This window comes from Achromobacter sp. 46006, assembly GCF_059761975.1.
This window is the reverse complement of sequence record NZ_JCBANN010000002.1, coordinates 148,270-160,734: the sequence shown is the minus strand read 5'-3', so window position 1 is coordinate 160,734 and position 12,465 is coordinate 148,270. Positions and strand designations below refer to the sequence as shown.

The following is a 12,465-nucleotide window of genomic DNA, read 5'->3' as shown; positions in this document are numbered from 1 at the left end:
AAAAGCACGACCGAAAAAAATCATGTAGAATGCGCGCCTTCTGATCGATAACCAAGTTGATCAGGCAATCGCGAAAGCGGTTGGCAATAAGAAATGGTTTGCATCTGGCAAACGTGGAATTTCCACCCGCCAGGCCTTGCGGACCCATGCGGGAGTAGCTCAGTTGGTAGAGCGCAACCTTGCCAAGGTTGAGGTCGCGAGTTCGAGACTCGTCTCCCGCTCCAGAATTCCTGGGCAGCATTCATTGCTACCCGATTGAACGAAAGGGCCCTTACGGGCCCTTTTTTCATTTCGGCGCCGCTCCGAGTTGCCGCAAGGCGCCTGCCGCCGGATGCCTGCCACAGACGACTAAGTCCATCGCCGACGGCGCCGGCAATGGCGCCTCAGGCGGACAACACTGGGGAATGCCGCCGGTCGCCCGCGAAATGCTCCGCGATATCCGCCCGGGCCCGCGCGCGCGCCGCTTCCAGGGCCTGCCCGCCGATGGCCGTACCCTCCACCGAAAAAAAGGTCAGCCGCTTCAGGCCGATGGTGGCCAACGCCACCTTCAGGTAGGGCGTCAGGAAATCCGGCTGGCGCGCGTCCGATCCCGAGAACAGGCCGCCCGACGCCACCGCCACGAACACCGGCCGGTCCGCCAGCACGCCCACCTTGCCTTCGCGCGTGACGCTGAACGTACTGCGCACCCGCACCACATGATCGATCCAGACCTTCAGCGCCGACGGCACGGTGTAATTGTGCATCGGCGTGGCGATGACGACATAGTCGGCATCGGCCAGCGCTTGGATCAGGCGATCGGACTGATGCAACGAGCCGCGCGGATCACTGTCCGGGTCCGTGGGCGAACCCAGCGCACGGGCGTACTCGGCATCCACGTGCGGCAGCAGGTTGGCGTCGATCTCGACGACATCGCGACCGCGCTCGGCGTCGCTCCGCGCCAAAGCATCGACGATGCGCTGCGACAACCGATGGCTTTCGGAATCCCTGCCGCGAGGACTGCAGGTCAAACGCAGGATGCTCATGCCGTTTGCTCCTCCAGGATCTTGCCGAAGCGCATCGCGCCTGTCAGCAAGCCCTGCCGGAAGTAGAAACGCTGCGCCAGCGCATTGCCCAGGCCCGTATCCAGCACCAGCTTGGCGCAACCCTGCTCGCGCGCCATGCGCTCCAGCGCCCGCAACAGGCCGGCGCCATGGCGCGCACCGCGGCTGCGCTCGGTGACAACCAGGTCATCCACATAAAGGAAGCGCCCGTAGATCAGATTTTCCTGGTGGCGGTAGCCGGCCAGCGCAACGGGCGCACCATCCTCCCAGACCGCCAGCAGGGCGTAATTCTCCGCACGCATGCGCGCGACACGATCGACAAAATCGCGCTCGTCGGCCAGATGCGGGCGCAACTCCCGCATGACCGGAAAGCAGGCGCGCAATTGCGCGGCGGTTTCGACAGGGCGGATGTCCTGATGACTCATGATGGTTCTGTCCTAAAAACGCTGCCCGCCGCAATGGCGGGCGCAGACATCATGCTAGAGAAGCCATGCCATAATTTGAAGAACCATAAATTCATCTTTCGACTATGCCATGATGTCCTCGCCTCTCGGCGATCTGCCGCCCCCCGCCAGCGACGAGCCACTATATCGGCAGGTCTATGAACGCTTCCGGGGCGCCATCGCCCAGGGCACGCTCAAGCCCGGCGACCGCATTCCGTCGGCGCGCGCGCTCGCCAAGGATCTGGGGGTAGCGCGCGGGACGATCGAGATGGCCTACTCGCTGCTGCACGCCGAAGGCTACGTGCAGCCTCGCGGCCAGGCCGGCACCGTGGTCACGCCCGGCCTGCAAGCCCTGCCGGCGACCAAGCCGCCGCCACCGCCCGCGCGACCGGACTCCGACGCCTGGCGCCAACCACCGAACCTGCTGCCGTTCCAGATGGGCCTGCCGGCGCTGGACGCCTTCCCGCGCAAGATCTGGGCGCGGCTCGGCGCCCGGCACCTGCGCGCCACGCAGGCGGCCGACCTGTCCTATCCGCCCGCCGATGGCCTGCCCGCGCTGCGCACCGCCATCGCCGCGCACTTGCAGGTCGCGCGCGGCATCCACTGCGCACCCGCCCAGGTCTTCATCACCTCGGGTTACCGTGAAAGCCTGAACCTGGTGATCCAGGCGCTGCTGCAACCTGGCGAGCAGGTCTGGGTCGAAGACCCCGGCTACCCGCCCACGCGCGAATTGCTCAAGCACTCGGGCCTGACGTTCGCGCCGGTGCAGGTCGACGCCGAAGGCATCATGGTGGCGCAAGGCATCGCTCAGGCGCCGGACGCCAGCGCCGCGGTCGTGACACCGGCGCACCAGAGCCCATTGAGCGTGACGCTGTCGCTGACACGGCGCCAGGCACTACTGGACTGGGCCGAGCGCCAACAGCGCTGGATTGTGGAAGATGACTACGACGGCGAGTACCGCTACGTGAGCCGGCCGCTGCCCGCGCTCAAGAGCCTGGATCGCCATGGCCGCGTGCTCTACGCCGGCACCTTCAGCAAGGTGATGTTCCCAGGCATCCGGCTGGCATACCTGGTGGTGCCGCAAGCCCAGATCCGGCGCTTCGAGGACGTCAACCGCGTGCTGGGCAACGGCATTCCAGGACTGACCCAGGCGCTGGTCAGCGCCTTCATGTCCGAAGGACATTTTGCGCGCCACATCCAGCGCATGCGGCGACTCTACTCGGAACGCCGCAACGCCACCGCGGCAGGGCTTTCCAAGGCACTCGGCCCCGCCATGCCGATCCATCCGCAGCCGGGCGGCATGCACCTGTTGGTACGGATGAAAGGACACCACACCGACCGCGCGCTGGCCCAGCGCATGATCGAGCATGGCATCTATGCGCACGCGCTGTCGCGCTGGACCACCGCCGCGCCCTGCGGCTCGGGCCTGTTGATGGGCTTTACCAACATCGAATCGCAGGAACTGGCCGAGCAGTACGGCCGTCGCATTCTGGAACTGATGTAGCGCAGCCTGCCCCCGCCTCAGTTCAGGCCAGCCTTGTCCAGGCCGAAGGCAACATCCGCGGAACCCGGGGCGGTGCGGAAGGCGACGTTCAGGCGGTTCCAACCGTTGATGCCGACCACCAGGAAGGTCAGGTCCGAGATTTCCTCTTCGGACAACTGGTCACGAACCTCCTCGTAGACCGCGTCCGACACGCCGTGAGGATGCAGCGCCGTCAAGGCCTCGGTCCACGCCAGCGCGGCGCGCTCGCGCGCACTGAACAACGGCGACTCGCGCCAGATGGCGATATGGTGCAGGCGCAGCTCGCGCTCGCCGCCAATCCTGGCCTGCTTGACATGCATGTCCAGGCAGAAGCCGCAACCATTGATCTGCGAAGCACGGATGGTGACAAGATCATTGAACTCCCTGATGACGGCCGTCTTCTTCAGCGCGGCACTGAAATCGAGATAGTGTTTGGAAAGTTCGGCGGAAACCTGGAAGTAATTCAGACGCTGGCTCATTTCGGAAATACCTTTACTGGAGGAGTCGCGGACGAGGTCGCCGCATACCCCGCATGGTGCGCCCCGCGGCCCCGGCATGAAAGCGCCAAGAAATGTCATTCGGGCTGGGCCATGCAGATAGCGCCGATACCCGCGGCCGGGCACAAGCACCGCGTTGACCATGCTGCGAATTGCTGTATACTCACGCCTCTTCAAAGCAGTACCCGCGCGGGAGTAGCTCAGTTGGTAGAGCGCAACCTTGCCAAGGTTGAGGTCGCGAGTTCGAGACTCGTCTCCCGCTCCAGTCGATGCGCCGTTTCATGAACGCCGCCGCATCAATGGAATCCGCCGCCGGGATCATCTGGCGACGCGCGGCACCCTCCAGCGACAATGCCCCCCCCGATACCCCCGGGCAAAACCCAACGCAACGGCGGTCGATGCAACACCGCCAACGCAACACCCCCAACGCAATACCCGGCCTGTGCAGCACCCGGTGCGACATCGTGGAGTCGCGTCACGTCCTGAGGACACCCTGCGGCTGTCGCATTCAGACGCAAGACTTGCCCCCAGCCCCAACCTTGCAAAAGAAACTCATGCGAGCAAGTCCCGTGGCACAAGCCGACGAGCACCGCGATGCGGCAACTTTTTCGCGCAGCCGGCCACCGTGCCCGCACAAGTCCTAAAAACTGTGTATAATCGCTGTCTTTGGTGGACACGGCCTCTTTCAGAACGTGTCGAAATGTCGGCGGCAATGCCGGCCCAACACCAGAATGCAGTGCCCCCGCGGGAGTAGCTCAGTTGGTAGAGCGCAACCTTGCCAAGGTTGAGGTCGCGAGTTCGAGACTCGTCTCCCGCTCCAAATACAAAAAGGAAGCACCGGCCTATACCGCGCTTCCTTTTTTCTTGCAGTACTGGCGCAATGGCAGAGTGGTTATGCAGCGGATTGCAAATCCGTGTACGTCGGTTCGATTCCGGCTTGCGCCTCCAGTACCTCCCCCCCTGCATCTGGTTACCCATCCCTACGCCCGGTCAATCGATTGATTGTTAAGGTGACGCCGTTTTCATTTGACGACGAATCCATGCACGACAATCAGACATCGCGCCCCGTCCGCCCCGCCCTGCTCGCCCTGTCCGCCGCCGCGCTGATGACCCTGGCGCCGCTGGCCGCCGAAGCGGATTCCGGCCGCCATCACCACCGCCATGGCCGCGGCGAGTACAAAGAGAAGTATTGGGACGGAGCCTGTAAAGTCGAACGCAAATGGAAGCGCAACGGCGACTACAGCGAAAAGCGCAAATGCCGCGACGACTATCGCTACGGCTACGCCCCGCAGCCCGTGCTGGTGCCGGCGATGCCCGCGCCCGCCATCGTCATCAATCCGCCCCCCATCATCATCCGCCCCTGACCATGGATGCCTCGGTGCAAGACGCCATCGCCCGCTGGCCCGACGTGCCCGCAGTGTTCGGCTGGCTGTCGCTGGATCCGCGTGGCCGTTGGCGCCTGCATCCGCAAGGACAGGCGGCGCACGGCGGCGCCGGCGAGTCCATCACCAATACGCAGATCCTGGGTTTCATCAACCGCAACTACGAACATGACGACGCGGGCCGCTGGTTTTTCCAGAACGGCCCGCAACGCGTTTTCCTGCGGCTGGACGCGGCGCCCTACGTACTGCGCCTGGATGATGACGGCCGCGCGCTGCGCACCCATACCGACCAGCCGGTAACGACAGTCACCGGCTGGTGGCTGGACGACACCGGCCAGTTGTACGCCATGGCCGGGCAAGGCCCAGGCATCGTGCTGGATCGCGACCTCGCGCCGCTGATGGAGCGGCTGGCCACGGCGGGCGGCGAGCCGCTGCTGGAATCGCTGGACCATCTGGCGCTGGCGCAACCCTTGGAGATCGCGCTGCCCGGCATCTACCCCAGCGCACCGCTGCGCCAGATCGGACGCGACGCGGTGCCGGCCACGCTGGGTTTCCAGGCCAACCCCACCGCCTAGGGTCGGTCGACTCGAAAAGATGCCTCGCGCAGCCGCCAACCGGACGCACGGCAATCAGCCGCGGCCGCTCTTGAGCAGCGCGTACTTGCCGTCGCCCAGCAGCGCCAGCACTGCGGCTGCCACGGCCAGGAAAATAGGGTATTCCCAGCCACCGCCCGGGTTGCTGAAACCCCAGCCATTGCCAAAATGCACGGTCGACGCCACGAATAGCTGCACCGCCGCGATCACCGCGATCCAGCGCGGCCATACGCCCAGAATCAACAGCACGCCGGCGCCGATTTCAAAGAAGGTCACCGGGTACGCCAGCCAGCCGGCAAAGCCGATCTTGGCGAAGAACTGCGCGGTGCCAGGCAACGTGAACACCAGCAATTTGGTCAGGCCATGGGCCAGGAACATCACGCCCAGCGCAAGGCGGAGCAAAAGCGCGGCATATGGCGCGGTACGGGTATCGATCATTGCATTCTCCGTGAGCGAATCGCCCAGAACGGGAAGATTCTTCATGGCCGCTATTCTTGCGATTCCAAAAACAAAGATAAACATGCAGAATCGCAACTTATTGTTCCCCATTAGGAAACAATCATGGATACCCACATTGCCATGCAGACGTATGCACGGGTCGTGGAACTGGGCTCGTTCGCGGCCGCCGCGGACAAGATGGACCAGGCCCGTTCCGTGGTCACGCGGCAGATCGCCTTCCTGGAAGAAAAATATGGGGTGCGGCTGCTGAACCGCACCACCCGCAAGCTCAGCATGACCGACGCCGGCCGCGCCTTCTACGAGCGCGTGCGCCCCATCCTGGCCGAGGTAGCCGACCTGGAGCTGTCGCTCCAGGCCGAGGGCCAGGTGCCCAGCGGCCGCCTGCGCGTCAGCGCCCCGGTCTCGTTCGGCATCCTGCACCTGGGACCAGCCATCGCCGAATACCTGCTGCGCTATCCGAACGTGGTCATCGACCTCGACCTGAACGACCGCGTGGTCGACCTGGTCGAGGACGGCTACGACGTGGCGGTCCGCATCGGACCGTTGCAGGATTCCTCGCTGGTGGCCCGACCGCTGGCGCCGCAGCAGTTGCTGGTGTGCGCCGCGCCGGCCTACCTGGAACGCCACGGCGTGCCGCGCACCCCGGAAGACCTGAAGCAGCACCGCTGCCTGCACTACGCCTACGCCAGCACCGGCAACGAGTGGCATTTCGAGAAAGACGGCGTCACCCACCTTGTGCGGGTCAACGCCGCCCTGCGCGCCAACAACGGCGACGTGCTGCGCACAGCCGCGCTGGCCGGACACGGCGTGATTCTGCAACCGGAGTTCCTGGTGGGCGAGGATGTGCGCAGCGGCCGCCTCACGGCCCTGCTGCAGGACTATGCCCACACCCCGATTTCCATGTACGCCGCCTATCCGCACCGGCGCTTCCTGTCGCCCAAGGTTCGCTCCTTCGTGGAGCACCTGGAGGCCCGTTTCGGCAGCGGAACGCCGGTGGCGCCTGCCCGCCGCGCCAGCCGGCGCGGCAGCCGTTAGAATCGTACCCATGACCGCCAAATCGCCCCTCGAATATTTCCCCGCGCCGCGCCGTGCGAACTTCTGCAGCCAATGCGGCTCGCCCGTGAATCGCCGGGTGCCCGAGGGCGACAACCGCGAACGCGACATCTGCGACCATTGCGGCGCGATCCACTACCAGAACCCGCGCCTCGTGGTGGGCACGGTGCCGGTACTGGACAACCGCGTGCTGCTTTGCCGACGCGCGATCGAGCCCCGCTACAACACCTGGACGCTACCGGCCGGCTTCATGGAGCTGGGCGAAAGCACCGCGCAGGGCGCCGGCCGCGAAACGCTGGAGGAATCCGGCGCTCGTATCCGGCTGGGCGATATCTACACCATCATCGATGTGCCGCAGATCGAGCAGGTTCATGTCTTCTACCTGGCCGAGGTGCTGGGCCCCGAGCTGGATCCCGGCCCGGAAAGCCTGGAGGCCCGCTTCTACGACGAGGCCGAGATTCCCTGGGACGACCTGGCGTTCCGCACCGTGGCGACCACGCTGCAGCGCTATTTCGAGGACCGCAGGCACGGCACCTTCGGCCCTCACCACTACACCCTAGAATCGCACCGTTGAAGCTGCCCTGGCTCGCCGCCGACACGCCGTTTCCGCCGGCCGAGTTCGCCCTGACCGATCCAGACGGCCTGCTGGCGGCCGGTGCCGACCTGTCGACGCCGCGCCTGATCCAGGCGTATTCCAACGGCATCTTCCCGTGGTACTCCGAAGGCGAGCCGATCCTGTGGTGGAGCCCCGATCCGCGCATGGTGCTGGCCTGCCAGGATTTCGCGCCCTCGCACTCGCTGCGCAAGCTGCTGCGCCAGATCGCACGCCACGAGCACGACGCCGCGCCGCGCATCGAGGTACGGGTGGATACGGCCTTCAGCACCGTGATGGCGCAATGCGCCGCGCCGCGCGACGGCCAGCCGGGCACCTGGATCACCGCTGCCATGCGCCAGGCATATGCCGCCTGGCACCAGGCCGGCTATGTCCACAGCATCGAAACCTGGATCGATGGCGAACTGGCGGGCGGGCTGTACGGCATCAGCCTGGGCCGCATGTTTTTCGGTGAATCGATGTTCACGCACGTGCCCAATGCCTCGAAGATCGCGCTGGCCTACCTGGTGCGCCACGTCAGCGCCCAGGGCGTGCAGTGGATCGACTGCCAGCAGCAGACCCGGCATCTCGCCAGCCTGGGCGCGCGGCCGGTGCCGCGCTCGCGCTTCCTGGCGCATGTCCGGGCCGCCAGCGCCGAACCCGCCCTTGCCTGGGCGCCCGGCAGGCTCTACAGCGACGGCCGGCTGATGCCGCTGGCGGCGCGACCCTGACGGCAAAGCCCCGCCCCGGCTTGTCCCGGCCCGCATGCGATCGCGGGTTAGGCGTTAATATGTGCATGTGCCCGTCACGCACTGGCGGGAACACCCCATGAGCCAGCTAAAAGAACTCCCCTTCTCCACGCTGCAGTTCTACGCGACCGCGCCGTATCCCTGCAGTTACCTGCCGGATCGCCAGGCGCGATCGCAGGTTGCCGCGCCCGGCCACCTGATCAATGCCGGCACCTATTCGCAACTGGTCGAACAGGGTTTCCGCCGCAGCGGCCTGTTCACCTATCGGCCACACTGCGACAATTGCCGCGCCTGTGTGCCGGTGCGCGTCGACGCCGCCGGCTTCGCCCCGAATCGCAGCCAGCGCCGTGCCTGGCGCGACCACGGCGACCTGCAATCGTTCGTCGCCGAGCTGGCCTGGTCACCCGAACACTACCGGCTCTACACTCGCTACCAGCAAGGCCGCCACCCGGGCGGCGGCATGGACGAAGACAGCCGCACCCAGTACGCGCAGTTCCTGCTGACCAGCCGCGTCAATACCCGCCTGGTCGAATTCCGCGATCCCGGCGGCGTGCTGTTGATGGTCTCCATCATCGATGTGCTCGACGATGGCCTCTCGTCCGTCTACACCTTCTACGACCCAGACGTGCCTGGCAGCCTGGGCACCTACAGCATCCTGTGGCAGATCGAGCAGTGCCGTACCCTCAATCTGCCCTGGCTCTACCTGGGGTACTGGATCGAGGACAGCCGCAAGATGTCTTACAAGGCCAGCTTCCACCCTGCCCAGTACCTGGTGGACGGTGCCTGGGGCGAGCGCCCCGCGCGCGCGCCAGGCGCCGCCTGAACCGCGCTGGCGCACGGCCACGGATGGCGCGGCCAAGACGCTTTACAATCCCGCTCCATGTCGATCCTCTTCCACGCCTACCCCCTGGCCCGCCCGGCGCTGTTCGCCATGGACGCGGAAACCGCCCACGAAGTCACCCTGTCGGGACTGCAGCGGGCCTATGATTGCGGCGCCACGCGCAAGCTGCTGCACGCGCAGCCCAAGGCGCCATGCACGCTGATGGGCATGCAACTGGCCAATCCCATCGGGCTGGCGGCCGGCCTGGACAAGAACGGCGCCTACATCGACGCGCTGGGCAATCTGGGATTCGGCTTCATCGAGGTCGGCACGGTGACGCCGCGCGCACAGCCGGGCAACCCCAAGCCGCGCATGTTCCGCCTGCCGCGGGCCAATGCGCTGATCAACCGCCTGGGCTTCAACAACCAGGGCCTGGACGCATTCCTGGCAAATGTGCAGCGCAGCCAATGGCGCAAGCAGGGCGGAATCCTGGGGCTCAACATCGGCAAGAACGCGGACACGCCCATCGAACGCGCGGCCGACGACTACCTGATCGGTCTGGCGGGGGTCTATCCGCATGCCGACTACGTGACGGTGAACATCTCGTCGCCCAACACCAAGAACCTGCGCGCGCTGCAAGGCGGCGATGAATTGTCGGCGCTGCTGGCGCAACTGGCGGACAAGCGCCACGCGCTCGAAGACCAGCACCAACGCCGCGTGCCGATGGCTGTGAAGATCGCCCCGGACCTGACAACCGAGCAGATCGACGCCATCGCCGACACCCTGCCGCGCCACGGCATCGACGGCGTCATCGCCACCAACACCACGTTGTCGCGCGATGCCGTCAGCGGCATGGCGCACGCTGAAGAGGCTGGCGGCCTGTCCGGCGCGCCGGTACACGAACTGTCGCTGGCGGTGATCCGTCGCCTCAGGCAGCAATTGGGCGACAGCCTGGCGATCATCGGCGTGGGGGGCGTGCTGTCGGGCCAGCAGGCCCGCGAAAAGATCGAGGCCGGCGCCGACGCCGTGCAACTGTACACGGGCCTGATCTACAGAGGTCCCACCCTGGTAGGAGAATGCGTGCGGGCGGTGGCCCGCCGGAACTGACCGGTCCGGCCCAGCCCAAAGCGGACGGCCGCTTCGCGGCGAAGACCGGCTGCGGGGCCCCGCAGCCGCCGCGAGCCTGCACGCAGGCCTGCCTGTCCACGGCAAAAACAGGCAAAAAAAGAGGCCACCCGAAGGGTGGCCCTAATTCCAGCTCTGCTCTGTCACTCAACAGTACTACATAACTGCGATTTGCGCAGCACTACGCGCTGAATACTCAGGCGCTGCGGCGGCTGCGGCTGGCGACCTTGGTGGCGGCGTCGGCGGCATCCGTCGCGGCCTTGAAGGTCGCGTTGGCGGCGGCATTCAGGTTGGATTCGGCAACTTCAGCGGCCTGCTTGGCGGCCTTGGTCAGCGAATCGTAGGCGCTGTTGGCGGTGGCCAGCGACGACTTGATCATGGCGACCGCGCTTTCCGAACCCGTGGGGGCGTTCTTCGAGAACTGCTCGACGGCGTCGCTCAGTTGCTGTTGGCCTTCGGCGATCTGCTCTTCGGTCAGCTTGACCAGGTTGCCTTGCACGCCGGCAACGATGTCGTACACGTGCTTGGTGTAGGCCAGGGCCTTTTCGGCGCCCGGCTGCAGCAGGCCCGAGGCGAAAGCCGCGGCTTCCTGCGGGTCCTTCACGCTGGCGGCTTGCTGCGACTTCTGGGCGACTTCGTCCAGCGTGGCGCGTACGACCTTCAGGTTCAGCTCGACCAGCTTTTCGAAGCCGGCGAACACGGCCGACTGGGCAGCCACGAAGGTGTTGATGCCGGCTTTCTGACGGTCCAGGACTTGTTGCGGGATAGCGCTCATAGAATTGCTCCTTTTAAGGGTCGCCGGAGGCTGTCCGGCAGGTAAGGATGGTGTCTGCGACGAAATAAGGAACGTGCGCGGAAACTGGTACTACAAGCTACCGCCGGCCCGTTTGATGCACTGCACAATTGGCATTCTACGGGCCTGAAAATCGTTGTCAAGCAATATTGGTGCAACGCAACAACTATTTGCACATTAACCGTGCATTAACCGTGCACGCCCAGGACCGGGTTTGATCAAGGACAAGGATTTCCCATGATCCGGGAAATACCGGACATGACGGCGTTTCAATTCTTTTCTACACTGCTTGCACGCTGATGACAGACAAATACAAACCATAAGTCAGCGGTCAAAAACACATCGCAGCAAGCAAAACCCTGCAATTGGAGACTTCATGACCCTCATCCCCCGCACGCTATCGGCCCTGCTCGCGGCCAGCGCCATGCTCGCGGCCGGCGCCGCCCACGCGGAATATCCGGAACGCCCCGTCAACATGGTGGTGCCGTTCGCCGCAGGTGGTCCGACGGACAACGTCGCGCGTTCGCTGGCCGAAGCCATGCGGCACTCGCTGGGCCAGACCGTCGTGGTCGAGAACAAGGGGGGCGCGGGCGGCACGATCGGCACCACGCAAGTGGCCCGCTCGCAGCCCGACGGCTATTCCGTGCTGCTGATGCATGCCGGCTTCTCGACCGCGCCCTCGCTGTACAAGAATCCGGGGTACGACCCCTACAAGAGCTTCGAGCCGATCGGCCTGGTCGTCGACGTGCCCATGACCATCATCGCGCGCGCCGACTTCCCGCCCAACACCATCCAGGAACTGGCCGAGTACGTCAAAAAGAACAAGGACAAGGTCTCGCTGGCCAACGCTGGCATCGGCGCCGCCAGCCACCTGTGCGGCACCATGCTGGTCGAGGCGCTGGGCGTGCAACTGCTGACCATCCCCTACAAGGGCACGGCGCCGGCCATGAACGACCTGCTGGGCAAGCAGGTCGACATGCTCTGCGACCAGACCACCAACACCACCCAACAGATCGACGGCGGCAAGGTCAAGGCCTATGCCGTCACCAGTCTCAAGCGCGTGCCCACCCTGCCGAACCTGCCGACCATGGACGAATCCGGCTACAAGGGTTTCGAGGTCGGGATCTGGCATGGCATGTGGGTGCCGAAGGGCACGCCCAAGCCGGTGGTCGACAAGCTGGTCAAGAGCCTGCAGGCCGGCCTGGCGGACCCGAAGTTCCAGGAGCGCATGAAACAGCTGGGGGCCACGGTGCTGACCGCCGACGCCAACCCCCAGGCCCTGGAGGCCAAGGTCAAGCAGCAAGTCCCGCAATGGGCCGAGCTGTTCAAGAAAGCCGGCGTCGAACCGCAATAAGCCAACCAGGCCTCGCCCACCGCGGGGCCTGCGTTTTTCTGCC

General features: G+C 65.3%; 14 protein-coding genes and 4 tRNA genes. 13 read left to right on the top strand and 5 right to left on the bottom strand.

Translation table 11 applies throughout. The features are described from left to right. The first annotated feature begins 148 nt into the window (after positions 1–148). Positions 149–224, top strand: a tRNA-Gly gene (locus AC6LKG_RS02085). Positions 225–383: 159 nt separating this feature from the next. Here the strand turns inward: AC6LKG_RS02085 and AC6LKG_RS02080 are convergent. Together AC6LKG_RS02080 and AC6LKG_RS02075 are read right to left on the bottom strand one after the other, a co-directional pair. Continuing rightward, on the bottom strand, positions 384–1,022 hold the full coding sequence (locus AC6LKG_RS02080) for an FMN-dependent NADH-azoreductase (RefSeq protein WP_498162362.1): 639 nt from the start codon (positions 1,020–1,022) through the stop codon (positions 384–386). Continuing rightward, positions 1,019–1,465 (bottom strand): GNAT family N-acetyltransferase, encoded by a 447-nt coding sequence (locus AC6LKG_RS02075; RefSeq protein ID WP_498162360.1) that lies wholly within the window; start codon positions 1,463–1,465, stop codon positions 1,019–1,021. Before AC6LKG_RS02075 ends, AC6LKG_RS02080 begins: the two co-directional genes overlap by 4 nt. A 109-nt stretch (positions 1,466–1,574) precedes the next feature. Here AC6LKG_RS02075 and pdxR point away from each other — a divergent pair, with 109 nt between their 5' ends. Beyond that, positions 1,575–2,987: a MocR-like pyridoxine biosynthesis transcription factor PdxR gene (gene pdxR / locus AC6LKG_RS02070; protein ID WP_498162359.1), complete on the top strand. Its 1,413-nt coding sequence runs from the start codon at positions 1,575–1,577 to the stop codon at positions 2,985–2,987. A gap of 17 nt (positions 2,988–3,004) precedes the next feature. On the opposite strand, the gene AC6LKG_RS02065 is transcribed toward pdxR, so the two are convergent. Continuing rightward, positions 3,005–3,484: a carboxymuconolactone decarboxylase family protein gene (locus AC6LKG_RS02065; RefSeq protein ID WP_498162358.1), complete on the bottom strand. Its 480-nt coding sequence runs from the start codon at positions 3,482–3,484 to the stop codon at positions 3,005–3,007. 207 nt (positions 3,485–3,691) lie between these two features. Here AC6LKG_RS02065 and AC6LKG_RS02060 point away from each other — a divergent pair. The 5 genes from AC6LKG_RS02060 to AC6LKG_RS02040 all read left to right on the top strand — a co-directional run bounded on the left by AC6LKG_RS02060 (position 3,692) and on the right by AC6LKG_RS02040 (position 5,459). After that, positions 3,692–3,767, top strand: a tRNA-Gly gene (locus AC6LKG_RS02060). Positions 3,768–4,246: 479 nt separating this feature from the next. Then, positions 4,247–4,322, top strand: a tRNA-Gly gene (locus tag AC6LKG_RS02055). Between the two features lie 54 nt (positions 4,323–4,376). Beyond that, positions 4,377–4,450 (top strand) — tRNA-Cys (locus AC6LKG_RS02050). Between the two features lie 92 nt (positions 4,451–4,542). Further along, positions 4,543–4,866: a hypothetical protein gene (locus tag AC6LKG_RS02045; protein ID WP_498162430.1), complete on the top strand. Its 324-nt coding sequence runs from the start codon at positions 4,543–4,545 to the stop codon at positions 4,864–4,866. Between the two features lie 2 nt (positions 4,867–4,868). Further along, on the top strand, positions 4,869–5,459 hold the full coding sequence (locus AC6LKG_RS02040) for a DUF2946 family protein (RefSeq protein WP_498162357.1): 591 nt from the start codon (positions 4,869–4,871) through the stop codon (positions 5,457–5,459). 54 nt (positions 5,460–5,513) lie between these two features. On the opposite strand, the gene AC6LKG_RS02035 is transcribed toward AC6LKG_RS02040, so the two are convergent. Further along, positions 5,514–5,915, bottom strand: coding sequence for a DoxX family protein (locus tag AC6LKG_RS02035; RefSeq protein WP_498162355.1), 402 nt, complete (start codon positions 5,913–5,915; stop codon positions 5,514–5,516). Positions 5,916–6,038: 123 nt separating this feature from the next. Between AC6LKG_RS02035 and AC6LKG_RS02030 the strand changes: the two genes are divergently transcribed. The 5 genes from AC6LKG_RS02030 (at position 6,039) to AC6LKG_RS02010 (ending at position 10,257) form a co-directional block, all read left to right on the top strand. Beyond that, entirely contained in the window at positions 6,039–6,971 is a 933-nt protein-coding gene (locus AC6LKG_RS02030; RefSeq protein WP_498162353.1) for a LysR family transcriptional regulator, read from the top strand. Positions 6,972–6,981: 10 nt separating this feature from the next. Further along, positions 6,982–7,563 (top strand): NUDIX hydrolase, encoded by a 582-nt coding sequence (locus AC6LKG_RS02025; RefSeq protein WP_498162351.1) that lies wholly within the window; start codon positions 6,982–6,984, stop codon positions 7,561–7,563. Next, on the top strand, positions 7,560–8,312 hold the full coding sequence (gene aat, locus AC6LKG_RS02020; RefSeq protein ID WP_498162349.1) for a leucyl/phenylalanyl-tRNA--protein transferase: 753 nt from the start codon (positions 7,560–7,562) through the stop codon (positions 8,310–8,312). Before AC6LKG_RS02025 ends, aat begins: the two co-directional genes overlap by 4 nt. Before the next feature lie 97 nt (positions 8,313–8,409). After that, positions 8,410–9,153 (top strand): arginyltransferase, encoded by a 744-nt coding sequence (locus AC6LKG_RS02015; RefSeq protein WP_498162347.1) that lies wholly within the window; start codon positions 8,410–8,412, stop codon positions 9,151–9,153. Positions 9,154–9,210: 57 nt separating this feature from the next. Beyond that, positions 9,211–10,257: a quinone-dependent dihydroorotate dehydrogenase gene (locus tag AC6LKG_RS02010; RefSeq protein WP_498162346.1), complete on the top strand. Its 1,047-nt coding sequence runs from the start codon at positions 9,211–9,213 to the stop codon at positions 10,255–10,257. A 214-nt stretch (positions 10,258–10,471) separates the two neighbouring features. Here AC6LKG_RS02010 and phaP read toward each other — a convergent pair whose 3' ends face one another. Beyond that, positions 10,472–11,050: a TIGR01841 family phasin gene (phaP, locus tag AC6LKG_RS02005; RefSeq protein WP_498162344.1), complete on the bottom strand. Its 579-nt coding sequence runs from the start codon at positions 11,048–11,050 to the stop codon at positions 10,472–10,474. 394 nt (positions 11,051–11,444) lie between these two features. On the opposite strand from phaP, the gene AC6LKG_RS02000 reads away from it, so the two are divergent. Further along, positions 11,445–12,422 (top strand): tripartite tricarboxylate transporter substrate binding protein BugD, encoded by a 978-nt coding sequence (locus AC6LKG_RS02000; protein WP_498162342.1) that lies wholly within the window; start codon positions 11,445–11,447, stop codon positions 12,420–12,422. The last annotated feature ends 43 nt before the right edge of the window (positions 12,423–12,465 follow it).